The organism is Variovorax beijingensis, from assembly GCF_003951285.1.
Lineage (GTDB): Bacteria > Pseudomonadota > Gammaproteobacteria > Burkholderiales > Burkholderiaceae_C > Variovorax > Variovorax beijingensis.
In genome coordinates, this window is record NZ_RXFQ01000005.1 from 263120 (window position 1) to 289384 (window position 26265).

Annotated in this window: 21 protein-coding genes; 7 read left to right on the forward strand and 14 right to left on the reverse strand. The window is 69.2% G+C overall.

The window, feature by feature from the left end; all coding sequences use genetic code 11:
- The first annotated feature begins 50 nt into the window (after nt 1-50).
- Nucleotides 51-908, forward strand: a complete 858-nt coding sequence (gene purU, locus EJO66_RS10625; RefSeq protein ID WP_124958834.1) for a formyltetrahydrofolate deformylase — start codon at nt 51-53, stop codon at nt 906-908.
- A 27-nt stretch (nt 909-935) separates the two neighbouring features.
- Here the strand turns inward: purU and EJO66_RS10630 are convergent, their stop codons facing one another.
- The 4 genes from EJO66_RS10630 to EJO66_RS10645 form a co-directional block, all read right to left on the reverse strand.
- Entirely contained in the window at nt 936-1313 is a 378-nt protein-coding gene (locus EJO66_RS10630; protein WP_124958835.1) for a YXWGXW repeat-containing protein, read from the reverse strand.
- A 132-nt stretch (nt 1314-1445) separates the two neighbouring features.
- The gene (locus tag EJO66_RS10635) at nt 1446-2783 is read right to left on the reverse strand and encodes a GDSL-type esterase/lipase family protein (RefSeq protein WP_240648564.1); all 1338 of its coding nucleotides are present in this window, start codon (nt 2781-2783) and stop codon (nt 1446-1448) included.
- Between the two features lie 65 nt (nt 2784-2848).
- Nucleotides 2849-6142: a carboxyl transferase domain-containing protein gene (locus EJO66_RS10640; RefSeq protein WP_125965247.1), complete on the reverse strand. Its 3294-nt coding sequence runs from the start codon at nt 6140-6142 to the stop codon at nt 2849-2851.
- 11 nt (nt 6143-6153) lie between these two features.
- Nucleotides 6154-7767: an AMP-binding protein gene (locus EJO66_RS10645; protein WP_124958838.1), complete on the reverse strand. Its 1614-nt coding sequence runs from the start codon at nt 7765-7767 to the stop codon at nt 6154-6156.
- Between the two features lie 86 nt (nt 7768-7853).
- Between EJO66_RS10645 and EJO66_RS10650 the strand changes: the two genes are divergently transcribed.
- From EJO66_RS10650 to EJO66_RS10660, 3 genes are all read left to right on the forward strand, one after another.
- Nucleotides 7854-8540: a TetR/AcrR family transcriptional regulator gene (locus EJO66_RS10650; protein WP_124958839.1), complete on the forward strand. Its 687-nt coding sequence runs from the start codon at nt 7854-7856 to the stop codon at nt 8538-8540.
- A gap of 28 nt (nt 8541-8568) precedes the next feature.
- Nucleotides 8569-9828 (forward strand): branched-chain amino acid ABC transporter substrate-binding protein, encoded by a 1260-nt coding sequence (locus tag EJO66_RS10655; protein WP_125965248.1) that lies wholly within the window; start codon nt 8569-8571, stop codon nt 9826-9828.
- A gap of 325 nt (nt 9829-10153) precedes the next feature.
- The gene (locus tag EJO66_RS10660) at nt 10154-13378 is read left to right on the forward strand and encodes a bifunctional cytochrome P450/NADPH--P450 reductase (protein WP_125965249.1); all 3225 of its coding nucleotides are present in this window, start codon (nt 10154-10156) and stop codon (nt 13376-13378) included.
- Between the two features lie 161 nt (nt 13379-13539).
- Here the strand turns inward: EJO66_RS10660 and EJO66_RS10665 are convergent, their stop codons facing one another.
- From EJO66_RS10665 to EJO66_RS10685, 5 genes are all read right to left on the reverse strand, one after another.
- Complete coding sequence (locus tag EJO66_RS10665; RefSeq protein WP_124958842.1) at nt 13540-14313, reverse strand: esterase/lipase family protein; 774 nt, start codon at nt 14311-14313, stop codon at nt 13540-13542.
- An 89-nt stretch (nt 14314-14402) separates the two neighbouring features.
- On the reverse strand, nt 14403-15038 hold the full coding sequence (locus EJO66_RS10670; protein WP_124958843.1) for a TetR/AcrR family transcriptional regulator: 636 nt from the start codon (nt 15036-15038) through the stop codon (nt 14403-14405).
- 50 nt (nt 15039-15088) lie between these two features.
- The gene (locus EJO66_RS10675; protein ID WP_125965250.1) at nt 15089-15616 is read right to left on the reverse strand and encodes a phasin family protein; all 528 of its coding nucleotides are present in this window, start codon (nt 15614-15616) and stop codon (nt 15089-15091) included.
- Nucleotides 15617-15633: 17 nt separating this feature from the next.
- A complete protein-coding gene (locus EJO66_RS10680) occupies nt 15634-16191 on the reverse strand; it encodes a hypothetical protein (RefSeq protein WP_015867561.1) in 558 nt (185 codons plus the stop codon).
- A gap of 146 nt (nt 16192-16337) precedes the next feature.
- Nucleotides 16338-18008 carry a WS/DGAT/MGAT family O-acyltransferase gene (locus tag EJO66_RS10685; RefSeq protein ID WP_125965251.1) on the reverse strand — a complete coding sequence of 557 codons (1671 nt, stop codon included), beginning with the start codon at nt 18006-18008 and terminating at the stop codon, nt 16338-16340.
- Between the two features lie 155 nt (nt 18009-18163).
- Between EJO66_RS10685 and EJO66_RS10690 the strand changes: the two genes are divergently transcribed.
- Together EJO66_RS10690 and rocF are read left to right on the forward strand one after the other, a co-directional pair.
- On the forward strand, nt 18164-20257 hold the full coding sequence (locus tag EJO66_RS10690) for a prolyl oligopeptidase family serine peptidase (protein ID WP_125965252.1): 2094 nt from the start codon (nt 18164-18166) through the stop codon (nt 20255-20257).
- Complete coding sequence (gene rocF / locus EJO66_RS10695; RefSeq protein WP_047785728.1) at nt 20254-21177, forward strand: arginase; 924 nt, start codon at nt 20254-20256, stop codon at nt 21175-21177. The genes EJO66_RS10690 and rocF overlap by 4 nt, the downstream gene beginning before the upstream one ends.
- Nucleotides 21178-21182: 5 nt before the next feature.
- Here rocF and EJO66_RS10700 read toward each other — a convergent pair whose 3' ends face one another.
- The 5 genes from EJO66_RS10700 to EJO66_RS10720 form a co-directional block, all read right to left on the reverse strand.
- The gene (locus tag EJO66_RS10700; protein ID WP_240648566.1) at nt 21183-22220 is read right to left on the reverse strand and encodes an FUSC family protein; all 1038 of its coding nucleotides are present in this window, start codon (nt 22218-22220) and stop codon (nt 21183-21185) included.
- A 5-nt stretch (nt 22221-22225) separates the two neighbouring features.
- The gene (locus EJO66_RS10705; protein ID WP_124958849.1) at nt 22226-22717 is read right to left on the reverse strand and encodes a MarR family winged helix-turn-helix transcriptional regulator; all 492 of its coding nucleotides are present in this window, start codon (nt 22715-22717) and stop codon (nt 22226-22228) included.
- A 50-nt stretch (nt 22718-22767) separates the two neighbouring features.
- Nucleotides 22768-23457 carry a DUF2242 domain-containing protein gene (locus EJO66_RS10710; RefSeq protein WP_125965253.1) on the reverse strand — a complete coding sequence of 230 codons (690 nt, stop codon included), beginning with the start codon at nt 23455-23457 and terminating at the stop codon, nt 22768-22770.
- Between the two features lie 83 nt (nt 23458-23540).
- Nucleotides 23541-24197 (reverse strand): nucleoside/nucleotide kinase family protein, encoded by a 657-nt coding sequence (locus EJO66_RS10715; protein WP_125965254.1) that lies wholly within the window; start codon nt 24195-24197, stop codon nt 23541-23543.
- A gap of 119 nt (nt 24198-24316) precedes the next feature.
- Entirely contained in the window at nt 24317-25588 is a 1272-nt protein-coding gene (locus EJO66_RS10720; protein WP_125965255.1) for a Glu/Leu/Phe/Val family dehydrogenase, read from the reverse strand.
- Between the two features lie 200 nt (nt 25589-25788).
- Between EJO66_RS10720 and EJO66_RS10725 the strand changes: the two genes are divergently transcribed.
- Entirely contained in the window at nt 25789-26250 is a 462-nt protein-coding gene (locus tag EJO66_RS10725; RefSeq protein ID WP_125965256.1) for a hypothetical protein, read from the forward strand.
- Nucleotides 26251-26265: the final 15 nt, after the last annotated feature.

Sequence of the window (26265 nt, forward strand, 5' to 3'; positions counted from 1 at the left end):
CGCGCACCAAAAAACGGCATTCTGGCACCCCTGCGACAATCGTGCCCCTCATGACGACCACTACGCCCGCTTACATCCTGACCCTCTCCTGCCCCGACCGGACGGGCATCGTGCATGCCGTTTCGGGCTTTCTGCTCGAACGCGGCGGCAACATCGAGGAAGCCGCCCAGTACAACGACCACGACACGGGCCTGTTCTTCATGCGCGTGCGCTTCGCCTGCAGCGACCACCCCGAGGCGGCGCTGCGCGAGCAGCTCGCCACCTTCGGCGCCGGCTTCGGCATGAGCCTGCAGCTGCATGCCGCGGCCGAGCCCATGAAGACCGTGATCCTGGTCAGCAAGGAAGGCCACTGCCTGAACGACCTGCTGTTCCGCTGGAAGAGCGGCCTGCTGGCCATCGACGTGCGCGCCATCATCTCGAACCACCGCGACTTCTACCAGCTGGCCGCCAGCTACAACGTGCCCTTCCATCACATTCCCGTGACGGCCGCCACCAAGGCGCAGGGCGAAGCCCGGCAGCTGGAGATCATCGAGGCCGAAGGCGCCGAACTCGTGGTGCTTGCGCGCTACATGCAGATCCTGAGCAACGGCCTGTGCCAGAGCCTGGCGGGCCGGGCCATCAACATCCATCACTCGTTCCTGCCCAGCTTCAAGGGCGCCAAGCCCTACTACCAGGCGCACGACCGCGGCGTGAAGCTCATCGGCGCCACCGCCCACTATGTGACGGCCGACCTCGACGAAGGCCCGATCATCGAGCAGGACGTGGCACGCGCCGACCACACCGACACGGTCGAGGACCTCACGGCCCGAGGCCGCGACACCGAGAGCCAGGTGCTGGCCCGCGCCGTGAAGTGGCACAGCGAGCACCGCGTGCTGCTGAACGGGCACCGCACGGTCGTGTTCCGGTAGGCGGAGCCCGCTCAGGAATACCGCGGATCAATACCGGTTCGGATTGTTCGGGCGGCGGTCGTAGCGGTTCGGCACGCCGTCGCGGTCACGGTCCCACTCGCCACGGCGGTATTCCCAGCGGCCATCGCGCTCGCGCCATTCCGGCGGGCGGTAGGCATAGCCCGGACGGGCGCGCACATACATGCCCCTGATCCACACATGGCGTCCGCCGCGCCATTCGTAGTGCCCCGGGGCCCATACGTAGCCGCGGCGCGGAGGCGGAATGCGCTCGTGGCGAGGCGGCGGCGGCGGCACCTCGACGAACACCCCGCGCTGCGCCTGGGCGGCGGTCGGCACCATCAGTGCGCCCCCCACCGACAGCAGCGAAGCGGCGGCGACGGAAAGGGTGATTGCGAGTTTTTTCATGGGGGTCCCCTCATGAGTGGTTGGAGCCTTCATGCTGACCAACCCATGTGAAGCGCCTGTAAGCACTCGACGGGACTTTGTGTAGAGGTGTTTCCTCGAAATTAGTACCTTTGTAGGCACTCACTGCGGCCGCTACTCCTGCAGTTCGCGAAGATCGACGGCCGCGGCCATGGCGGCATGGCCCGCCTTGTTGGGATGCAGGTGGTCGCCGTTGTCGTAGGCGGGATTCAACGTCGTCGGATCGGCCGGGTTGCGCAGCACGGCGTCGAAATCGATCATGCCGTCCACGTCCTGGCGGCTGCGGATCCAGCGGTTGACCTCGCCGCGCATGGCCTCGGTGGCCTCGGTCCAGTAGGGCGTGTTCCTGAACGGCGGCACGGTGCCGATCAGCACCTTCACGCCCTTGGCGCGGGCTTGCTTGATCAATTGCTGCAGGCCGTCGGTGATGCGCTCCGCCGTCGGCACCTCGTGCTCCGGCGTCGGCCGGCCCGGCAGGACGAACACGCTGCGGCCGATGTCGTTGGTGCCCAGCAGGATCATCACGTGCGTCACGCCGCTCTGCCCGAGCGCATCGCGCGCAAAGCGCGAGAGGCCGTTGGGGCCGATGCCGTCGACCAGCAGGCGGTTGCCGCCGATGCCCATGTTCAGCACCGAGACCGCCTGCGCCGCCGAAGGGCTGTTGCGCAGGCGCGTGGCGAGCAGTTCGGGATACGACCCGTCGCCCGCCTCGCCACCGCCCGCGGTGATCGAGTCGCCGAAGGCCACCACCGTGCGCACGGGCTGGTTGGTCATCACGTCGAGTCCGGTCACGATGTGGTTCAGCGGCAAGGGCGCGGCGTCCTGCAGCCTGGGCGTTGCGACCGCATTGCCGCCAGCCACCCAGCTGGTGTCGGGCGACCGCAGGTGAACGGTCGCGAAGGGCACGGCGCGATCGAAGAAGGCACTCACCGCCACCGCCTGCCCGGCCTCGACTTTCAGGTCGGCACCGTCGCTCCAGGCTTCGGCGCCCGGCGCGACGACCGTGCCGGCGCGTCCGCCGAAGCGCAGCTTGCGCAGCGTGGCCGGCGATACCGCGCCGCCGCCGGTGCCGTGCCCCACGCTGGCTTCGGCGACGTGCAGGGGTGTCTTGCCGAAGCGGTTCGAAAAGCGGATGCGGACACGCTCGCCGCTCAATGCAGGCTCGAACTGCTGCCGCAGCGTCTGTCCGCGGAACGCATCGCCGCCGGGCCGGGGGGCCGCCGCCGTGAGGAGCGGATTCGCACTGAGTTCGCGGAAATCCACCGGGGCGGCCGCCCATCCGGCCACCCAGTGCGCCTCGACGGACTGCTTCGGCTGCTGCTGCCCATCGGCATCGGGCTGGACGGCCTGCACGGCCACTGCAACGGCGAACAGCAGGCAACCCACTGCGGCCATCCAATGCCGCAGCGCACCTTTGCGAAGAGCGGAAAGCCGATGCGAACCCAGTTTCATGCGCGCAAAGCGGCTCAGTTTACGGAGCCCCCTTGCCATTGCACGTGACGAGGTCTAGTGCATGGTTACCAAGTGTCTACGTAGGGTGAGGCCGCCTGCGTGGAACGCCCCGCGGATGCGAGCCCGCGCACCAGCCAGGTGCGGGTTTCTGCAGGATCGATCACCGCATCGATCTCGAGCGTCTGCGCCATGTGGATCGCCTCGCCGTTGGCGTACTGCTGCGCCACCAGCGTCTTGAACAGCGCGTCGCGCTCGGCACCTTCGGCCGCCGCGGCCAGTTCCTTGCGATAGCCCAGGCGCACCGCGCCTTCGAGCCCCATCGCGCCGAATTCGCCGGTCGGCCAGGCCACCGTGAACACCGGCGCATCGAAGCCACCGGCCGTCATGGCCTGCGCGCCCAGGCCGTAGCCCTTGCGCAGCACCACGGCGAAGAAGGGCACGCGCAGGTGCGAGGCCACCATGAACATGCGGCACACATGGCGAACCTGCGCCTGCGCCTCGATCTCCGGACCGACCATGAAGCCGGGCGTGTCGCACAGCGAGACGATCGGCAGCCCGTGCGCATTGCACAGCTGCATGAAGCGCGCCGATTTGTCGGCTGCTTCCACGTCGATGGCGCCGCCGAGGTGATGCGGGTTGTTGGCCATCAGCCCCACCGGCTTGCCTTCGATACGCGCCAGCGCGGTGACGATGCCTGCGCCGAAGCCGGCGCGCAGTTCGAGCAGCGAGCCCGTGTCGGCCACGCCGCGCATCGCGGCGCGCACGTCGTACACGCGCAGCCGGTTCTCGGGCACCACGTGGCGCAGCGCGCGCGGGTCGGCGCATTGCCAGTCGCTCACCGGCCCCTGGAAATACGAAAGGTATTGCTTCGCCGCAGCCACCGCCGCCGCCTCGTCTTCCACCAGGATGTCGATCACGCCGTTGCGCGACTGCACGCTGCTCGGCCCGATCTGCTCGGGCGCAAAGCTGCCGAGCCCGCCGCCCTCGATCATTGCGGGGCCGCTCATGCCGATGTTGCTGCCGCGCGTGGCGATGATCACGTCGGCGCAGCCCAGCAGCGCGGCGTTGCCCGCGAAACAGCGGCCATGCACGATGCCCACCACCGGCACCTTGCCCGAGAGCGCCGCGAACTGGCTGAAGGTGTGGTTGTTGAGGCCCGCGACGATGGGCATGTCGGTATCGCCCGGCCGCCCGCCCCCGCCTTCGGCGAACAGCACCACCGGCAGCTTCAGCTGGTGCGCGATCGACAGCATGCGGTCGGTCTTGTGGTGGTTGCGCATACCCTGCGTACCGGCCAGCACCGTGTAGTCGTAGGCCAGCACCGCGCAGCGCGACGCCTCGGGGCCGAACTGCTTCGCGTTGATGCTGCCCAGGCCCGTCACCATCCCGTCGGCCGGCGTGTTGGCGATCAGGTCCTCGAGCGTGCGGCGGCGCGTTTGTGCGGCCACCGCAAGGGCGCCGTATTCGATGAAGTTGCCGGGGTCGGAGGCGGTGCCGCACAGGTCGGCGATGTTCTCGCGCGCGGTGCGCCCGCCCTGCGCATGCCGCTTGGCCACAGCCGCGCCGCGGTTGGCATCGAGCGTGAAGGCATGGCGGTCGATCACCTTCTGCAGGTCAGGGCGGATCGCATCGAGGTCTTGCTCGGTGCGCGCCTCGGCTGCAGCCGCCTCGGCATCGACAGGCTCCAGCCGCACCAGCGACTGGCCTTCGACGAGGTAGTCGCCCGGCTCGGCGAGCAGCGCAACCACGCGGCCCGCGACGGGCGCGTGCAGCAGGTGCTCCATCTTCATGGCTTCGAGCACGCCGAGCTGCGCGCCGGCAGGCAGCACATCGCCCACCGCCACTTCGAACTGCACCAGCTTCGCGGGCATCGGGGCCTTGATCGTCAGGTCGTCCGCATCGACCTCGATTGCCGCCGCCTGCGCATCGGCAGGTGCGATCTTCTTCGCATGCCCTTCAAGCGACGCCGCGGCGGCCAGCAGGTCGCCCAGGTGCGCTTCGACGAAGCGCGTGTGCACCGCCTGCGCCGCGAACTCGGGCCGCGCCGCGATGGCGCGCAGCAATGCAAGATTGGTCGCGATGCCGTCGATGCGGCATTCGTCGAGTGCACGCAGCGAGCGGCGCAGCGCATCGGCAAAACGCGGCGACGGCGAATGCACGATCAGCTTGGCAAGCAGCGTGTCGTAGTGCGGCGACGGCGCGAGGCCTGCATAGCCGTGCGTGTCGACGCGCACGCCGGGCCCGCTCGGCAGGTCGAAGCGCGCGAGCGTGCCGCCCGAGGGCCGCGCGTTGCCATGGGCGTCGAGCGTCTCGGCGTTGATGCGCCATTGCAGCGCAAAGCCGCGCTGCGCCGCCGTGCGGTCGGCTTCCACGCCAAGTGTCTTCAAGGGCTGGCCGGCTGCCACCGCCATCTGCAGCTGCACGAGATCCAGGCCCGTCACCGCCTCCGTCACCGTGTGCTCGACCTGCAGCCGCGGGTTCGCCTCGATGAAGACGAAAGGGAGCGTGGCCGATGCGGCATCGACGAGGAATTCGAAGGTGCCCAGGCTGCGATAGCCCGCGGCCCTGGCCATGCGCAGCGCCGCCTGCGTGATGGAAGCGCGTAGCGCATCGGACAGCGAGGGGCTGGGCGCGATCTCCACCAGCTTCTGGAAGCGCCGCTGCAGGGTGCACTCGCGCTCGCCGAGGCTGGCCACGGCCTGGCCGTCGCCGAGCACCTGGATTTCGATATGGCGCGCATTGCGCATCAGGCGCTCCACGTACACGCCCTCGACGCCGAAGGCTGCCTTGGCCTCGGATACGCAGCGCGCATGCGCTTCGGGGAGCTCGTCCGCATTCATGACAGCGCGCATGCCGCGCCCGCCACCGCCGCCGATGGCCTTGATCATCACGCCCGCGGCGCCCTGCGCCTGCTGTTCGGCGAAGAAGGCCTGCGCCTGCGCGAGCGTCACCGCGCCGGCGCTGCCGGGCATCACGGGCACATCGCATTGCGTGGCAAGCGCACGTGCGCGCGCCTTGTCGCCGAACAGCGCCAGCTGCTCGGGCGCGGGGCCGATGAAGACCAGGCCGGCATCCGCGCAGGCCTGCGCGAAGTCCGCGCGTTCGCTCAGGAAGCCGTAGCCGGGATGCACCGCGTCGCAGCCCTGCGCCTTCGCCACGCCGATCAGCACGGCAATGTCGAGATACGCCGAAGGCCCGGCCGCGTCGAGCGCGACAACCGCGTCGGCCAGCTGCACATGCAATGCGGACGCGTCGTCGCGCGCATGCACCGCCACGCTCGCAACGCCAAGGTCGCGCAGCGCACGCACCAGGCGCACCGCAATCTCGCCGCGGTTGGCAATCAGGACTTTGGAGAACAAGGGAGAACCTTTCAGGCTTTGTCTTTCAGCAGGCGCCGCAGCACCTTGCCGGCACCGGTGGTCGGCAGCGCATCGATGAAGCTCACGGCGCGCGGCGCCTTGTAGCTGGCCATGTTGTCGCGCGACCAGGCGATCAGCGCATCGGCCTCGAGCGCCGCGCCGGGCTTGCGCACGATGAAGGCCTTGACCACCTCGCCCTTTTCGGCATCGGGCTGCGCAATGACCGCGGCCTGGGCCACCGCGGGATGCTTGATGAGGATGGTCTCGACCTCCTCGGGGAACACGCTGTAGCCCGAGACCTTGATCATTTCCTTGAAGCGGCCGATGAAGGTGAGATAGCCATCGGCATCGAGCTTGCCCATGTCGCCGGTGTGCACCCATCCATTGCGCAGCGTGGCCGCCGTGGCCTCGGGCTTGTTCCAGTAGCCCTTGAAGCAGCCGGGGCTCGCGAGCACGATTTCGCCGACCTCGCCCGCGGGCCGGTCGGCCTGCGTGTCGGGGTCGACGATGCGGATGCTCACGCCCGGCACCGCGACGCCCTGCGTGCCCCAGCGCGGCGCGTGGTGCGGCGTGTAGGTGTCGCAGGTGTGGGTTTCGCTGAGCCCGTAGGCGGCTTCGAACGACGTGCAGTTGGGCGCATGCGCGCGCCACTGCGCGGCAAGCGGCTCGGTGAAGGCAATGCCGAAGCTCGTGACGGGATTGCGCCGCAGGCTCGAGAGGTCGAAGCCGGCGATGTCCGGCACCTGCATGCAGGCCACGTTCATCGGCGCGATGCTGTACCACCAGCTCACCTTGTAGCGCGCAATGGCCTGCAGCACCGCGCGCGGATCGAAGCGGTGCAGCAGCACCGAGGCCGCGCCGCTGAGCACCGGCACGTTCACGCCCATCAGCATGCCGGCGATGTGATAGAGCGGCGCAATGGAAAGCAGCACGTCGTCGCCGGCCACGCCGTTGCAGTCGGCCGCCGCGCGGGTCTTGAAGAGCGCATTGCCGTAGCTCAGCATCGCGCCCTTGGGCAGCCCTGTGGTGCCGGAGGTGTAGGTCATGAGCGCCACGTCGTCGAGCTCGATGGCCACCGGCTGCGGCACCGCGCCGCCCTGCATCACGGCCAGGAAGTCCTCGCATTCCTCGGGCACGCTGCGCGGGGCGCTGCGCTCGGCGAGCAGTTCGGCCGGCAGCTCGGGCACGGGCCGTTCAGGCAGCAGGTCGGCATAGTGCACCACGAACACATGCGCGAGCGCGCTCTGCGGCTGCACCTTGCGCACCACCGGCAGCAGCGGCGCGGCGGCGACGATCACGCGCGCCTGCAGGTCGTTGACCTGGTAGGCCAGCTCGTGCTCCTTGTTGAGCGGGCTGCCGGGGCAGACGATGGCGCCGATCTTCTGGATGCCGAAATGCGCGACCAGGTACTGCGGGCAGTTGTTGAGGAACAGCACCACCGGCTCGCCCTTCTTCACGCCGATGGCCTGCAGCCGGGCCGCGAAGGCGTCGCTCGCGCGGTCGAGCTGCGCCCAGCTCATGGCGTGGCCGTACCAGAGGCAGGCCGGGCGCTCGCCGCGCTCGCGCGCATGGGCGCGCAGGTACTCGTGCAGGGGCAGTTGCGGACGGTCGGGCAATGTCTCCATGGCGTCACTTTCTCAGGGTTATCGATAGCCGCCTGCACGGGGCAAGCGCTTGCCAATGGGTGCATGGTGCACCAACAATCCTACCCATGGGTATAACTTCCGCGACACGGCACAAACCCTCTGGCAAGGCCGCCGCCACGGCACAGCCGCACCTGCCCCAGGGCACCGGGCGCCAGCGCGCGGCCACGCAGGGCACCGACCTGCAGCGCGAGCGCATCCTGCAGGCGGCGGCGCAGCTCTTCGCGGCGCAGGGCTATGCCAACACCACCATGGCGCAGATCGTGCGCGCGCTGGGCGTGACCAAGCCCTTCGTGTACTACTACTTCCGCGACAAGCAGGAGATCTTCGAAACGCTGTCGTGGCGTCCCGCGGTCGACTGCTTCACCGCGCTCGATTTCGCGGCCGGCGATCCGCGCCGCGCGAGCGAGAAGGTGCTCGAAGGCATCGAGCGGCTGATCCGCGCGACCATTGCACACCATCCCTGCGCCTTTTTTCCGTACCGCGAGCCGCAGGTGTACCGGCCCGAATACATCGCGGCGCAAAAGAAGCTCGCGCACCACTTCTACGACCTGCTGTGTCCGCTGCTCGAAGAAGCGCGCCGCGACGGCGACCTGGACTTCACCGAAACCAAGATCACCGCGCTGGCGGCCTGCAGCCTGCCGGGCTTTCTCTACAGCTGGTACCGGCCGGGCGGACGCCTCTCGCCCGACGAGGTGGTGGCCGAGCTCACGAAGCTCGCAAGCCGCATGATCGGCCTTCGCAGCCCGGACTGACCCCCCAAAAAACCGAGAGAGACAAACCATGAAGCCCAAGCACGCGCCACTGGCGCCGATCGCCCTCGCCTGCCTGCTGGCCGTTGCCGGCGGCGCCCAGGCGCAACAGCAGCCCACCTACAAGATCGCCTACATCGACCCGCTCTCGGGGCCGTTCGCGAACGTGGGCGAGCTGATGCTCACGCACACGCAGTACGCCATCGAGGAGATCAACGCCAAGGGCGGCGTGCTCGGCGGCACGAAGCTGCAGCTGCTGCAGTTCGACAGCAAGCTCTCGGCGCAGGAGAGCCAGAGCGCGCTGCAGGCGGCCATCGACCAGGGCGCCAGGACCATCGTCACGGGTGGGTCGGGCTCCTCGGTGGTGACAGCGCTGGTGCAGTCGGTGGCGCGCTGGAACCAGCGCAATCCGGGCAAGGAGCTGATCGTTCTGAACCATTCGTCGATCGACCCCGAAATGACCGGCAAGAACTGCAGCTTCTGGCACTTCCAGACCGAGGCCAACACGGCGATGAAGATGAAGGCGCTGGCCAACTACATCAAGAAGACGCCGGACGTGAAGAAGGTCTACCTGCTGAACCAGGACTATGCCCACGGCAAGCAGTGGGCGAGCTACGGGCGCCAGCTGGTGGGCCTGGCACGGCCCGACGTCCAGTTCGCCGGCGAAACGCTGCATCCGATCGGCCGCGTGAAGGACTTCTCGCCCTACGTCGCGAACATCAAGCAAAGCGGCGCCGACTCGGTCATCACCGGCAACTGGGGCCAGGACATGACGCTGCTGCTCAAGGCCGCGGGCGATGCCGGCTACAACCTGCGCTACTTCAACCACAGCGCGGGCTCGGTGCCGGGCACGGTGCTGGCGGTGTCGCAGGCCAGGCTCGGGCAGCTGACCTGGGTGGCCGAATGGCATCCGGGGCAGGCCGACACGCCGCGCGCCGATGCGCTCGCGAAGGCCTACAAGGCGAAGACGGGCAGGGACTTCCTGGCCCCGCGCATCGACTTCACGCCGCGCCTTTTGGCCGCCGCGATCAACAAGGCCGGCAGCACCGAGACGGTGAAGGTGGCGCGTGCGCTCGAGGACATGAGCTACGACTCGGTGGTGGGGCCGATCCGCATGCGTGCCGAGGACCATCAGCTGCTGCTGCCGCAGGTGGTCAACACCATTGCGCCGGTCGATGGCAAGAGCGTGAAGGTGGGTTGGGAAGGGACGAACTACGGCTTCCGCACGGATGCTGTCTATACGGGCAATGAGCTGGCACAAGGGTCTGAATGCAAGATGGTTCGGCCTTGAGGGCTTCTGCCTGCTGTTGCGGCTGAAGTCCTTCGGGGCGCGTGCACAGAGCATCGCTGATCAACGACTGCTCCGATCACGCTCCCGCTGATGGGGTGCCTTGCGCAGCGAAATAAAGGAGGAGGCCGCAGGCCGGGGGACATTCGCGGAGCAAGGCACCCCGTCGGCGGGAGCGCGCCCCGAACAGCCGCGCCACTGAACAAAGGCAACGGCACCGAACCAGCCTAAGGGAAACCCCGTCCTGCCCCCCACCGGTGCCCTCGGGATACTCCGGAGTCACACGCCGGAATCTCCGAAGCGGGTCCACTCCAAAGGCACGACACCCATGGCAGGCAAAAACTCGCTCCATCCGATCCCGCATCCCGCCAAGAAGCCCTTCGTCGGCAACCTGCTGTCGATCGGCTCCGACTCTCCCGTGCTCGACATGTGGAAGATCGCGCAGGAGCTCGGCGGCATCTACTGGCTCGACATGCCGGGCATGCCGGTGATCGTGGTGTCGTCGCCCGCGCTGGTCGACGAGCTGTGCGAAGAGGCGCGCTTCGACAAGAGCACGCGCGGCGCGCTGCGGCGGCTTCGCGCGGCGTCGCACGGGCTCTTCACCTCGGACACGCACGAGGAAACCTGGTCGAAGCCACACAACATCCTGCTGGCCAACTTCAGCCAGCGCGCGATGCAGGCCTACCACCCGATGATGCTGGACATCGCGGGCCAGCTGGTCACCAAGTGGGAGCGGCTGAACTTCGACGAAGAGGTGGACGTGGTGCGCGACATGACGGCGCTCACGCTCGACACCATCGGCCTGTGCGGCTTCGGCTACCGCTTCAATTCGTTCTACCGCGAAGGCTTCCATCCCTTCGTCGATGCGATGGTGCGCACGCTGGAGACGGTGCAGAACCGCCGCGGGCTGCCGCTCGAAGAGTTCATGCTCAAGAAGGAGCTTGCGCAGCAGCGCAAGGACATCCGCTTCATGCACAAGATGGTGGAAGACATCATCGAGGAGCGCCGCGCGGGCGGGACCGACATTGCCACCAAGCCCGACCTGCTGAGCTACATGATCGCGGGCGTCGACAAGAAGAGCGGCGAAAAACTCACCGACAAGATGATCCGCGACGAGTGCATCGAATTCCTCATCGCGGGACACGAGACCACCAGCGGCCTGCTCTCGTTCGCGATCTACTTCCTGCTGAAGAACCCCGAGGCGCTGGCCAAGGCGCAGGCCGAGGTCGACAACGTGTTCGGGCCCGACACCTCGCAGAAGCCGACCTATGCGCAGGTCAACCGCCTGCAGTACGTGATGCAGGTGCTGAAGGAGGCGCTGCGCCTGTACCCGACCGCCCCCGCCATCGCGATGCGCGCGAAGGAAGACACCACCATCGGCGGCCAGTACACGATCAAGAAGAAGAACATGGTCATCATGCACGCGCTGGCGCTGCATCGCGACAAGGGCATCTGGGGCGAGGACGCCGACGAGTTCAACCCCGACCACTTCAGCCGCGAGGCCGAGCGCGAGCGGCCGGTGAATGCCTTCAAGCCCTTCGGCAACGGGCAGCGCGCCTGCATCGGGCGCCAGTTCGCGCTGCAGGAAGCGGTGCTCACGCTGGGCATGATCCTGCAGCGCTTCGACCTCGTCGACCACACGGGCTACAAGCTCCGGATCAAGGAGGCGCTCACGATCAAGCCGGAAGGCCTGAAGATCAAGGCGCTGCTGCGCGATCCGGCCACGCGGCCGCGCGGCCACGCCGCCGATGCGGCCGCCGCGCCGGTGCAGCCCAGGCAGGCAGCCGTGCGCAAGCCACAGGCCGCGCGGCACGGCACCTCGCTGCTGGTGCTGCAGGGCTCCAACCTCGGCACGGCCGAAGACCTGGCGCGCCAGCTGGCCGAGGCCGGCGAGCTGCGCGGCTTCTCCACGCAGGTGGCTTCGCTCGACGACTACGCCGAGCGGCTGCCCGCCAATGGCGCCGTCGCCATCGTCTGCGCCTCGTACAACGGCGTGGCGCCCGACAACGCCGCCGAGTTCCACCGCTGGCTCGACAAGGCCGACGATTCGCTCAATGGCGTGCGCTTCAGCGTCTTCGGCTGCGGCAACACCGACTGGGCCGCCACCTACCAGGCGGTGCCGCGGCGCATCGACGAGCGGCTCGGCGCGCTCGGCGCCACGCGCGTGCATCCGCGCGGCGAGGGCGATGCGCGCGAAGACATGGACGGCGCCTTCCAGGACTGGAGCGACGCGCTCTGGCCCGAACTGGTGAAAGCCTTCGGCATCCAGTCCGGCGCCGACACGCCCGCCGAGGCCGAGCCGCTCTACACGCTCGAGGAACTGCCGCCACCGCAGAAGAACGCGCTCGTCGACGCGCTGGGCGCGGTGGCCCTGCGCGTGATCGAGAACCGCGAGCTGCAGAAGAACCCCGGCAGCGCCGGCGAGGCGGGCCGCTCCACGCGCCACGTCGAGCTGACGCTGCCCGAAGGCGTGAACTACCGCGCCGGCGACCACCTGAGCGTGGTGCCGCGCAACAGCCCGGCCCAGGTGGAGCGCGCGATGGCGCGCTTCGGATTCGACCGCTCCGCGCATGTGCGGCTGCATGCCGATCCGGGCCGCAAGACAGCCCTGCCGGTCGACCAGGTGATCGCGGTCGACCGCCTGCTCGGCGACTATGTCGAGCTGCAGGACGTGGCCACGCGCAAGCAGATCGCCACGCTCGCGGCATACACCGAGTGCCCGGCCACCAGGCCGAAGCTCGCCGCGCTCTCGGGCAGCGACGACGCCTCGCAGGCCGCCTACAAGGCCCAGGTGCTGCACAGGCGCAGGTCGCTGCTCGACCTGCTCGAGGAGCACCGCGCCTGCCAGCTGCCGTTCGCGGTGTTCCTCGAAATGCTGTCGCCGCTCTCGCCGCGCTACTACTCGATCTCGTCGTCGCCGACGATGACGCCGGGGCGCTGCAGCGTCACCGTGGGCGTGGTGAGCGCGCCGGCGCTGTCGGGCAACGGCAGCTTCGAGGGCGTGTGCTCCAACTACCTGGCGCGCGCCGAGGCGGGCGACACGGTGCACGGCGTGATCCGCGAGACCACGGCCGAGGGCTTCCGCCTGCCCGAGGATGCGCAGCGCCCGCTCGTCATGATCGGCCCCGGCACCGGCCTCGCGCCATTCCGCGGCTTCCTGCAGGAGCGCGCGGCGCAGGCCGAGCGCGGCCAGGCGCTGGGCGATGCGATGCTGTTCTTCGGCTGCCGCCATCCCGAGCAGGATTTCATCTATGCCGAGGAGCTCGAGGCCTGGTCGCACCGCGGCCTGATGAAGCTGCACACGGCCTTCTCGCGCGCGGGCGAGCGCAAGGTCTATGTGCAGGACCTGATCCGCGAGCAGGGCGCGGCCGTGTGGAAGCTGCTGGAAGCGGGCGCGGTGATCTACGTGTGCGGCGACGGTTCGCGCATGGAACCCGACGTGCGGCGCACGCTGGCCGACCTGGCGCGCGAGCATGGCCATGACGGCGCGGCGTGGATGGACGGGATGATTGCCGACCAGCGCTATGTGCTCGACGTCTGGGCAGGGGGATAGGCTCTCCCCCAGGCTTGCCCACTTCGTGTGGCCGCCCACCCCCTCGCCGGGGGCAATACCAGCGGCCCGGCAAAGCCGGTTCCGCGGTATTTCTGGAAGGAACCCGCGGAATGCAAAAGCCGGGATCCCCGGCTTCTTTGTGAGTCTGCTGACTCGGCGGCTCAGGCCTTGCGGCCTGGATCGGGGTAGACCAGCGGCCCCAGCAGGCCGCGGTTGAAGGGCTTCCACTCGCCCTGTGGCTGCGAAAGCCGGTCGGCCACCGCATAGAGCACCGCCGGATGCGCGCCCAGCCCCAGGTGGCTCGCCACCACCTCGATGTTTTCCGCCTGCGGCCCCGGCTTCTCGAGGCTGCAGCGCCAGGCGACCACGCCGTCGGTGCGGCTGAAGATCGAGGTCGTGGGCACCGGCGGCGTGGGCTGCACGAACTTCATGCGACGCGGGTCGTGCGAGCTCTGGCCGCTCACGCCCTCGTACACGCGCCATGCGTTGGTGGCGCGCGGGCTGCCGGAGAACGGGCTGCCCAGGGTGATGACGTTGCGCACCAGCGCCGGCTGCGCCGATGCCAGCAGCCGCGCATAGACGCCGCCCAGGCTCCAGCCGATCACGCTGACCTTCTGGCCGCTCTTTTCGGCGAGGGATTTCAGCAGCGCCAGCATGCCGTCTTCCACGCCTTCGCGCGGGCCGAAGTTGCGGCCCAGGCCCCAGCCGTGCGCGTCGTAGCCGCGGCTGCACAGGTAGCGGCGCAGCACCAGCGTGGAACCGTCGCCCGCCACGAGGCCGGGCAGCACGAGCACCGGATGCCCGTCGCCGCGCGGCGCGAGTTGCAGCAGCGGCCACATGGCGATGCCGGCGCCCGTTTCCCAGAGCGCGCGCGCTTCGGCCAGCATAAGCAGGCCTGACGGCGGCGCGATGGGGTCTCGGGTGGCGGTGGTCATGAGGGCGGCTTTCCTTTCTGTGCCTGGTTGCTGGGTGGGACGAGCATGGCGAACCAAAGTTTCACCGCCCCGTCGGACAACAACGATCTTTATCCGAGGTATTTGCCCCGCAGGTAATCAAGGTAAGCCCTCGATTCGCTCGAAACATACGGGGAAATCAAGGTGAGCGTGTAGAAAGCCGCCAATCCCGGGTCGGCCTGCGCGAGCGCGTCGCGCCCCGGCACCAGGCGTTCGAACGAGAGCCAGCAGGTGGTGGTGAAGACCATCTGCAGGGCAAGGATGCGCGCCTGCTCGGCGCTGGTCTCGATCACGCCCGAGGCCACCAGCCCTTCGCACAGCGCCTGGGCCGCCAGCAGGTTCTGCGCGGTGAGCGCCTGCGCGCGCTGCCCGAGCGCAGGATATTCGCTGGCCAGAAAGGCCATGTCGCGGTAGATGAAGCGGTACTGGTCGATGGCTTCGAAGCGAAGGTGCAGCGCGAGCCAGAGGTCGTCGATGGCGGTGATCGAGCCGGAAGACCCGTCGAGCACTTCGAGCCGCTGCTCGAAGCGCCGGAACAGCCACTCGACGATCAGCTGCTTGGCCTTGAAGTGGTAGTGCAGGTTGCCCGGGCTGATGCCAAGCTCGGCCGCGATCTTGTGCGTGGACACCGCCGCCAGGCCCTGCGCATTGAACAGCGCGAGGCTGGCCTGCAGGATCCGGTCGCGCGTGGTGTTGGAACTGGCCACAACCGGCTGGTGCTGCTGCGTGCGTCGGTGCTTCGCCGGGCTGCTGGCGCTCAGCGCTTGCCGCTGCCGCGCGGGCCGGCGTTCCTGGACTCGAGTTGCGCCAGGCGTTCGCGCAGCCGAATGACTTCTTCGCGCAGTGCCTGCACCTCTTCCGCGCTGGGCATGCCCAGGCGCTGCAGCGCGGTGGCCACGCGCTGGTCGAACACGTCCTCGAACTTGCGCAGGCCGAAGCTGTCGAGGCTCGGAAAGCCGCGCGGAACCGCGGGCTTGGCACCCGCCGGATCGAACCTGGCCTGGCCGATGCCCAGCAGCCCCTCGATCACGTTGGCCTGGCGCTTGGCGACGTCGTCGCGCACATTGCCGAGCACCTTGAGGCCGGCGCGCAGCAGGCCCTCGGCGCCGACGGCCTTCTTGCCCGGCGCGGTGTCCGGTGCGGCAGCAGCCGTTCTTTTCTTCGATGCCGCAGCCCTCTTCCCGGCTGCGGGCGCCTTCCTGGCCGCAGGAGTTTTCCTTGCAGGCTTCGCAGGCGCCGCCCTCTTCTTCCTGGAATCGTCCGTCGGATCGGGGCGGGTCGCCATGCGTTGTTGCTCCAGGGTCAGGCCGCCTTGCGGGCGGCGGTGCGGCGAACCGGCTTCTTGGCAGCGGCGGCCTTGGCCTTCACGCTGCGCACGGGCTTGGCTTCTTCGGTGCCGCTCACGCGCACTTCGATCTGCTTGGCACCGGCAGCCACCTTGTCGGCGATCTGCACCGACACATTGGCGATCGGCTGGTTCAGCGCATTCAGCGTCTTGACCACCGAGCTGACGACGGGCGATTCGACGCGCGCCACGCGGCCGGCCACGGTTTCGATGCCGCTCGTGGTGCCTGCGGCCACGCGGTCCATCACCGAGACGATGCGGCCGGTGTCGATGTCTAGGCGGTTGGCCAGGAAGCCGTTGATCTTTTCCTGCGCGCCGATCAGGTTGGCCTTGACCTGCTCGCTCACCAGCGGAATCTGGCGGCTGCCGAGGAATTCGCTGTAGCGCGAAGCAGCGCCGCCGAGCAGGCGATGAACGCCGGCGCGGTAGGCACCCACCAGGGTCTTGCCTGCGTCGTTGTACTGGCCGATGACGTGGATGGCAGCGGAAGAGAAGGAAGCTTGCGTGGTGGTCATGTGGATTTCCTGGAAGTTGATCGAATAGCGGGATTCACGGGAATCGCGATGGAGTGATCTTCTTCCAGAGTGCCTAGGCCTGGAAAACTAGAACGGTTGGAAAACTAGTCCAACTGCCCCAATTTTCCGGCCCCCGCATTTGGCGATCATGCCGCAGCGGCCACCCTGGCGCGCTTGGCGGGCGCCGCGGGCTTGCGCGGCGCGGGCTTGGGAGCGGCCGCCCTGGCCGGTGCTTTCCTGGCGGCGGTCTTGGCAGCCGGTGCCTTGGCCGCGGGGGCTTTGGCTGCCGGCGGCTTCTTCGCTGCCGCCTTTTTTGCAACCGGCCTGGGCGCCGCCTTCACGGCGGGCGCCGGCTCGGGAGCGGCCGCTGCCTTCGCGGGCGCCGCACCCGCCGCTGCGGGGTGCGTCTGCGTCAGCCCCAGCAGCAGCTGGTGCTCGGCCAGCATGTAGTCGCCGATCTCGGTGATGTCGGGCACCGCGCGGCGGCAGGCGATGAGGCCGTAGTCCATGCGCCCGTTGTAGCTCTGCACCGTGACGTTGAGGGCGGTGCCGTGGCTCGCGATCGATACCGGGTAGTAGCTGGTGACCAGCGCGCCCGCAAAGTACATCGGGAACGGCGCGCCCGCCACATTGGAAATGGCCACGTTGGCGGCCGGCGGCAGCAGGTTCACGAGGCCCGAGCGGCCCACCATCGAGGCGATGCCCGACACCAGCCAGGGCGCGGCAAAGGTGGGAAAGTCGTCCAGGATCACCGCCTTGAAGCGGTTCATGGCCGACTTCGAGCTGGTCGACGACGCATTGATCGCCTTCAGCCGCTGCACCGGGTCGGTGATGTCGGTGGCCAGGCTCACGAGGATCATGCTGGCCTGGTTGTTGGCCGTGTCGTCGCCCGCTTCGCGCAGGCTCACGGGCACGCCGGCCACCAGCGGCTTGGCCGGCAGCTCGTTGTTGTCGGCCAGGTAGTGGCGCAGCGCGCCGGCCACGGTGGCCATCACCACGTCGTTGAGCGACACGCCGAAATGCTTGGCGATGTGCTTGGTCTCGGCCAGCGAGATGGTGCGGCCCGCGAAGGTGCGCTGGTTGGTGATCGACACGTTCAGCGAGGTGCGCGGCGCAAACAGGTTGAACTTCTTCGGCGCGGTGGCGGCGTCCTTCTCGGCCGCTTTTTCGTCGGGCTTGGCGAGGCCGCCGAGCGCGCGCGCGATGGCCGGCGCCATCTTGAACAGCTTGACGTACTGCTGCGCCGTGTTGCGCAGCGCCGCGGTCGCGAGTTCGGCCATGCCCAGCTGGTAGCCGCTGCTGCGCGGACGCGCGCGCGGCGGCTTGACCACGCGGCCCGTGGGCTCGAGGTCGAAGATGGCCTTGCCGAGCGCCACGCCGGCCTGCCCGTCGATGCCCGCATGGTGCACCTTGGTGTAGAGCGCCACCTGGCCGCTCTTCAGGCCGTCGATGATGAAGAACTCCCACATCGGCCGGCTGCGGTCGAGCAAGGTGGAATGCAGCCGGGCCACGTACTGCTGCAGCTGCCGGTTGGTGCCGGGCCTGGGCAGCGTGATGTGGCGCACGTGGTAGTCAAGGTCGATGTCGTCGTCGGCCACCCACACCGGGTTGGTCATGTCGAAGGGCATCAGCGCGAGCTTGCGCGTGAACACGTCGGCCAGGTGGATGCGGCTGGCCATGAACTGCTTGGCGTCCTCGTAGAAATCGCCCTTGTAGCCCTTGGGCAGGTCGAGCACGTTGAGCGAGCCCACGTGCATCGGCATCTCGGGGGTTTCCAGGTGCAGGAAGGTGGCATCAAGACCGCTCAGGTGTTTCATGTGTCGTGTCTCCTTGTGTTCGCCAGGCGCCGTCCGGCAGGATACCCGTGGGCAGCCCCGCGCATCGCGGCCAAACGGTGGAACGCGGGTTTTTCACTAGAGCGCTGCGCAGTACGCTATGAATTCAATAGCTTCGGCCGACCCTGTCGGCAGGCATGCCTTTCTTCATGGCGGATTCGTACACTGGGCCCATGACATCCACCGCTTCCACGCAGACCGACGAGCACCAGTGGCTCGAAGACATCGACGGCGCCGAACAGCTCGAATGGGCCCGGCAGCACAACGCGAAGACCGTGCAGCGCTATGCGCAGTCGCCCGGCTTCGAGCGGATGAAGCAGGGCATCCTCGAAGTGCTCGACTCGGAGGCCCGCATTCCGATGGTGCGCAAGATCGGCCCCCTCTTCTACAACTTCTGGCGCGACAGGAAGAACCCCAAGGGCCTGTGGCGGCGCACCACGCTGGCCGAATACCGCAAGCCCCAGCCCGACTGGGAAACCGTGCTCGACCTCGACGCGCTGGCCGAGGCCGACAAGGAGAACTGGGTCTGGCATGGCGCCGACTGCCTGCAGCCCGGCTACAAGCGCTGCCTGGTCTCGCTCTCGCGCGGCGGCGCCGACGCGAACGTGGTGCGCGAGTTCGACCTCGAGCTCAAGGAGTTCGTCGCCAGCGGCTTCGCGCTGCCCGAGGCCAAGAGCAACGTGGCCTGGAAGGACATCGACCACCTCTACGTGGCCACCGACTTCGGCCCCGGCTCGATGACCAGTTCGAGCTACCCGCGCATCGTGAAGGAGTGGAAGCGCGGCACGCCGCTTGAGAGCGCGGCCACGGTCTACGAAGGCGGCGAGGACGACATGACGGTCAGCGCCTGGCGCGACAACACGCCGGGCTTCGAGCGCGACTTCGTCTCGCGCCAGATGGACTTCTACGACAGCGAGACCTGGCTGCGCGCGGGCGACGGCCGGCTGGTGAAGATCGACGTGCCCGACGACGCCAGCGCCGAGGTCACGCGCGAGTGGATGCTGGTCGAGCCGCGCAGCCCCTGGACCGTGGGCGGCACCACCTACCCGCCGGGCTCGCTGCTGGCTGCGAGATTCGACGACTACATGGCCGGCAAGCGCGAGATCACCGTGCTGTTCGAGCCCGACGACACCACCGCGCTCGACGACTATTCGTGGACCCGCCGCCACCTGATCCTCAACGTGATGCACGACGTGGTGAACCGGCTCGAAGTGCTCACGCCGCAGGCCGGCTCGCAGCCATGGAAGCGCGAGAGCCTGGGCGGCGCGCCCGAGCTCTCGACCATCGCGGCCGGCGGCATCGACGAGGACGAGAACGACGACTATTTCCTGACCGTGAGCGGCTTCCTGCAGCCGACCACGCTCTACATCGGCACCATCGGCCGGGGCGAGCCCGAGCCGCTGAAGGACAGCCCCGCCTTCTTCGATGCCTCCGGCTTGCGCGTGAGCCAGCATTTCGCCACCTCGAAGGACGGCACGCGCGTGCCCTACTTCGAGATCGCGCCCAGGAACCTGCAGGCCGACGGCAAGAACCCCACGCTGCAGTACGCCTACGGCGGCTTCGAGATCTCGCTGCAGCCCAGCTACAGCGGCGCCATCGGCCGCGCATGGCTCGAGCGGGGCGGCGTCTACGTGGTCGCCAACATCCGCGGCGGCGGCGAGTACGGCCCGCGCTGGCACCAGGCCGCGCTGCAGCGCGACCGCCTGCGCACCTGCGAAGACTTCGCCGCGGTTTCCGAGCACCTCATCGCGCGCAACATCACCTCGCCGCGGCACCTGGGCGCCATGGGCGGCAGCAACGGCGGCCTGCTGATGGGCAACATGCTCACGCTCTACCCCGAGCTCTACGGCGCCATCGTGAGCGAGGTGGCGCTGCTCGACATGAAGCGCTACACCCACCTGTCGGCCGGCGCCTCGTGGATTGCCGAATACGGCGACCCGGACGATCCGGAAGAATGGGCCTGGATCCGGGCCTTCTCGCCCTACGAGAACGCGAGGCCCGGCCAGCCCTATCCGCCGGCGCTCTTCACCACCTCGACCCGCGACGACCGCGTGGGCCCGGTGCATGCGCGCAAGATGCATGCGAAGCTGGCCGCCATGGGCTACGACAGCAGCTTCTACGAGAACATGGAAGGCGGCCACAGCGCGGCCACCGACAACAAGGAGGCGGCCTTCATGGACGCGCTGGGCTACGCCTACCTGTGGAAGCACATCGGACGAACATCGGCATGAGCAACGACAACGGCACCACCCTCGAACTGATCGGCGCGCCCACCGACATCGGCGCCAGCGTGCGCGGCGCCGGCATGGGCCCCGATGCGCTGCGCGTGGCCGGGCTGCCGGAGGCGCTCGCGCGGCAGGGCTTCACCGTGATCGACCGCGGCAACCTCGCGGGCCCCGCCACCCCATGGACCGCGCCGGCCAACGGCCTGCGCCACCTCGACGAGGTGATTGCCTGGAACCGCTCCGTCTACGCCGCCGTCGACACGGCCCTGGGCACCGGCCACGTGCCGCTCATGATGGGCGGCGACCACTGCCTGGCCATCGGCTCGATCAGCGCCGTGGCCTGGCATGCACGCAAGCGGGGCAAGAAGCTGCGCGTGCTGTGGCTGGACGCGCACTCCGACGTCAACACCGAAACCACCAGCCCGAGCGGCAACCTGCACGGCATGCCCGTGTCCTGCCTGCTGGGCCACGGGCCGGCGGCGCTCACCGGCTGGAGCGGCGAGCGCGCCGCGCTGGAGCACGACGCCATCCGCTTCATCGGCATCCGCAGCGTCGACACCGACGAGAAGGACGCCATCCGCACGCTCGGCCTGCATGTGTTCGACATGCGCCACATCGACGAGCACGGCATGCGCACCACCATGACCGAGGCGCTGCAGGACGTGGACGAGGACACCCACCTGCACGTGAGCTTCGACCTCGACTGCCTCGACCCCAACATCGCGCCCGGCGTGGGCACCGGCGTGCGCGGCGGCCCGACCTACCGCGAGATGCAGCTGTGCATGGAAATGGTGGCCGACACCCGCCGCCTCGGCTCGGTCGACGTGGTGGAGCTCAACCCCGCGCTCGACGTGCGCAACCAGACCGCCGAGGTGGCGGTGGAGCTGATCGAGAGCCTGTTCGGAAAGTCGACGCTGGTGCGCTGAGGGCCTCAGGCTGCGGACGCCGCGGATGCCGCTGCCGCCACGCAGCGCTGCATGCGCTGCAGGTCCTCGAACAGCAGGCACACCGGCGCCGCCAGCAGCAAGGCGGGCGAGGCGCCCGGCGCCTCATGCCGCCGTGCGAGCTGCGCAAGCTTGGCGAGATCGGGCGTGCCCTGGCCATCGAGCGCATCGGCCATGGCGGCGAGCGCGGCGGCCGCGGCCCGGGCAGTGTCCTGCCACGCGGCGTCGCCAGCCGGCGTGCGGCGCAGCATGCGTTCGAGCATGGCGGCGTCCTGGAAGATCCGCGCCGCGAGCCGCGCCTTGCTGCGGCAGGACTGCGCCGCTGGCACCGCAGCGCCGCGGCGCCGCCAGCGGGCTTCCAGGTCTGCACTGCCCGCGAGCACCGCCAGCCGGGCGAGCGCCGCGCGCGCGGCGGCATTGACGCGCTCGGCCTCGGACTCGGCAGGCAGCCCGGCAGCGCCGCCACTGTCTAGCGCGGTCAGGCGCCTGGCCATGCCGCGCAGCAATGCGGCGCAACCCGCATCGAAACGCGGACCCGCGCGGTACTCCGACGCGACGAGCGCCACCGCCAGCGCCACGCCCACCCCGATGCCGATCTGCAGCATGCGCAGCAGCGCCACATCGAGCGCCGAGTGGCCGGGGATTGCGCTGGCCGAAAGGATGAGCAGCGCGGCCACCGGCGCGCTGCGAAAACCCGGCAGCGCGTCGCCGGCAAAGGCCAGCAGGATCACGGTGGCCAGCGTGGTCGCGTGCACAGGCGCGCCCAGGTGCTGCAGGTAGACCCCCGCGAGTCCGCAGAGCGCACCGGCGGCCGTGCCGCGCAAGCGCTCCCAGCCGGCGCCGAGGGTGCCGCCGGCGCTCGGCCGCATGACGATCAGCACGCTCATCACGGCCCAGAAGCTTTCGGGCAGCCGCATCGCCACGGCCACCACCCATGCCAGCGCGACCGCGGCCGCCAGCTGTGCGCCCGCGCGCCAGCGGCCCTCGCGCCAGAAGCCGCCGATGCGCTGCAGGGCCGGCGCCATCCGCATCATCGCGGCCGCGCCGCGCCCGGCGAGGGCTCGCCACCGTCTTCGAGTGCGCCGGCAATGCGGTCGAGCAGCCCGCAGGCCTGCAACAGCAGCGCACGCTGTTCGCCGCTCAGCGTGGCGCCGATGGCGCGGGCCAAGGCGGCCTCGCGCGAGCGCATCAGCGCCTTGAGCCGGCGCAGGCCCTCGGGCGTGAGCGACAGCAGCCACTGGCGCCCGTCGGTGGCATGCGGCGCACGGCCGATCCAGCCTTCGGCTTCCAGTTCGGCCAGCAGCCGCGTCAGCGACTGGAGCTTGACGCGTTCATGCCCCGCGAGCGCGGTGGGCGTGCACGGCCCATGCCGGTGCAGCTGGCCCAGCACGCTGAGCTTGGCCACGCTCGGGCCGTCGGGCGCGGCCGCGCCGCTGCGCAGCTGGCGCGAGAACTGCGACACCGCGGTGCGCAGGCGCACGGCACACTGCAGCGCGTCGGCGGAGTCGAGATTGGAAGCCATGCCAGATTGTAAGACGCATCTTGCTATCTGGCGAGACGGCGGCGGGCCGTTCAGCCCGGATTCGGCACCGGCTTCACGGGAAAGGTGGTGGCCGGCGCCGCAGGGTTCAGCGGCGCGGCGGGCCGCGGCGCCTCGGGCGCCACGCTGGGTGCCTCGGGCTCTTCGCCGCCCTGGCCTTCGAGGAAGCGGTCCAGCAGCGCGAAGAAGCGGTCGTAGAACAGCTCGTCGGTGAGCGTTTCGCTGGCCACCTTGACCATCGCGTCGTCGCTGCCGGCAAAGGGCAGCGAGAGCGAGCCGAAGGCACCCACGCCCACGCTGGCCGAGTTGTTGACCTTCTTGATGCCGTAGCGGTCCTGCAGCGCGGTCGCGAAGGCCACGGTGCTGCGCTTGCCGGCCTTGCCGCCCTCGCGCGCGCACACCACGCGGAACTCGACCTCCACGTGCACCTCGGACGCCGGCTGGAAGCTCTTGCGCCCGGTCACCAGGTCGGCGTTGGCCGCGCTGATCATGTAGCCCTGGCTCAGCAGCGCGCGGCGCGCGGCTTCGCAGGTCTGGGCTTCCGTGGCGGCGTAGCTGCGCGTGTGGGTGGTGGTGGAATCGAACTCCTCGGTCTCGTACGACACGCGGCGCGTGCCGCTGCTGCCGCAGCCGGCGAGCACCAGGATGGACGCGAGGCCGAGGACCAGGACCGGTGTGCGAAGGACGGAAAAGGCGGAAGAAGAGAGGGAAGGCAGGGTCATGGAGCGGCGAATCCTAACCGGCGTGTCCGCCGGCGAAGCTTCGAGCATGGCCTGGCGCCGGTGTTCCCCGCCGCAGAGAATTTTCAGGACCAGTGCAGCACGTGGTGCGCACGCCTGCGCGTGGCGGCAATCAGGCGCGCGTTGGGCGCATCGGTGCCGGCCACCCAGTCGCGCGCGGCCTCGGCGCTGCGGCCGAACTGCTGGTGGCGCTTCAGCAGGCGCTCCTCGCGCACGGCGTCGTCGATGTCGACGTACCAGGCTTCGTCGAGCATGGCCGCCGCGCCGGCCCAGGGGCCGGCGTCGTGCAGCAGGTAGTTGCCCTCGGTGATGACCAATTGCGTCGAGGGCAGCACCGCGATGGCGCCGGCGATCGGCTCCTCGATCTCGCGGCGGAATTCGGGCGCGTAGACGATGGGGTCGTCCGGCCCCTGCGTGCGAAGCCGCTGCAGCAGCGCCACATAGCCGGCGCTGTCGAAGGTGTCCGGGGCGCCCTTGCGGCCGGCGCGGCCGAGCCGTTGCAGCTCGACGTTGGCCAGGTGAAAGCCGTCCATCGGCACGACCTGCGCGCGCCCGGCGCCGACGGCCCGCAGCAGCGCCAGCGCCAGCGTGGACTTGCCCGCGCCGGGTGCGCCAACGAGACCCAGCAGCTTGCGCCGCCCGTCGGCCATCAGCGCCTGCAGGCGGGCGAGAGCGTCCGCGGGAAGAGCGGGAAGGTCGCTTGGCGAAAGAGCAGCTGTCATGCCGCCAAGGGTATCAAAGGCCGGCTCCAGGAACACCGCGGAACCGGCTTTGCCGGGCCGCTGGTGTTGCCCCCTTGAGGGGGAGGCGGCTACACGAAGTGAGCCGCTTCGGGGGTGGGTCAGGGATACAGGCCGCGTTCCTGGCGGGCCATCAGGATGCGCTCGCAGGCGACGGCATAGGTCGCCGTGCGCAGCGTGATCTTGTGCCTGTCGGCCGTGTCCCAGATCTGGTTGAGCGCCTTCATCATGATGCGGTCCAGGCGCACGTTGATCTCGTCCTCGTCCCAGAAGAAGGACGAGAAGTCCTGCACCCATTCGAAGTACGAGACCGTCACGCCGCCGGCGTTGCAGATCACGTCGGGCACCACCAGCACGCCGCGCTCGGCCAGGATGTCGTCGGCCGTGGGCACCGTGGGACCGTTGGCGCCTTCGAGCACCAGCTTGGCGCTCGTCTTCTGTGCGCGCTCGGCGGTGATCTGGCCTTCGAGCGCCGCGGGAATCAGGATGTCGCAGGCCACTTCCCAGAAGGCTTCGTTGGGCACCACCTCGCCGCCCTTGAAGGCGACGACGCCTTCCTTGTTGGCCACCGGGATCAGCGTCGCGAGGTCCAGGCCGTTGGTGTTGACGATGGTGCCGGTGTGGTCCTGTACCGCGACGATCTTGGCGCCCGCTTCGGCAAAGAGCTCGGCCGCGACCGAGCCCACGTTGCCGAAACCCTGCACCGCGATGCGCGCGCCGCGCAGGTCCATGCCGAGGCGGCGCGCCGCTTCGCGGCCCGTGACGAACACGCCGCGGCCGGTGGCCTTGACGCGGCCCAGCGAGCCGCCCAGGTGCAGCGGCTTGCCGGTGACCACGCCGGTGGCGGTGCCGCCGACGTTCATCGAGTAGGTGTCCATCATCCACGCCATGATCTGCGCGTTGGTGTTGACGTCGGGCGCGGGAATGTCGGTGTGCGGGCCGATGATGATGCCGATTTCGCTGGTGTAGCGGCGCGTGACCTTCTCCAGTTCCTGCAGCGACAGCTTCTTCGGATCGACGCGGATGCCGCCCTTGGCGCCGCCGTACGGCAGGTTGACGGCGGCCGTCTTGATGGTCATCCAGGCCGACAGCGCCATCACTTCTTCCAGCGTGACGTCGGGGTGGAAGCGCACGCCGCCCTTGCCCGGGCCGCGGCTCATGTTGTGCTGCACGCGGTAGCCCTCGAAGTGGGCGATGGTGCCGTCGTCCATCTCGATCGGCACGTCCACGATCAGCGCGCGCTTGGGCCGCTTGAGCGTCTCCACCCAGCGGGCCAGCGGGCCGAGGTACGGCACCACGCGGTCGACCTGCGAAAGGTAGGTGCCCCAGGGGCTGTTGGCGGTCGGATTGACGAAGGAGAGCTTTTCACTCATGGGAGATCCCTTGGTTTGAATGGATGGCCGCAACGATAGACCTCTCGCGCCCGCCGCGCCATGTCTTATGCGCGCCGCGATGGCGGTTATGCAAGAGAGGTTTGGCCGAACATGACAAAACGGTCATCGCCGGGTCATCGATCGGGGAACTGCGGTTTCTAGAGTGGGCTGGCCAACCACCGATCGAAAGGAACCATCCCATGACCCGCTCTTGCACCCGCCTCCTGGCCACGGCCGCCGTCTCGTCGCTGCTGGGCCTGGCCGCCGCGCCGAGCCTTGCCGGCAACTATGCGGAGGGCGATCCGCGGCCCGTGCCGTTCGCCTCCTCCACCACGCGGGCCGCCGTCTCGGCCGAGGCCCGGCAGTGGCTCGCGAGCGCTCCCACGCAAGGCTATGCCGAGGGCTCGCCGCAGCCCGGGCCGCGGGTGTCGGCGAACAGCCGCGCGGCCGTGGCCGCGGACACGCGACTGTGGATCCGCTCCGGCCTGGCCGCGCAGCAAAACGGCGAAGCGGGCGCCGATCCGTCGAGCCCCGCCTACCGGCAGGCCGCCGCCGAATATGCGCGGCTGCGCACCAGCCCGGCCTACGGCGCGCTGATCGACGAGCTCGACAGCCGGTCATCGTCCGCACGCGCGGAAGAAGACGGCAATTCCCTGCGCTGAAGACGAACGGCGGCT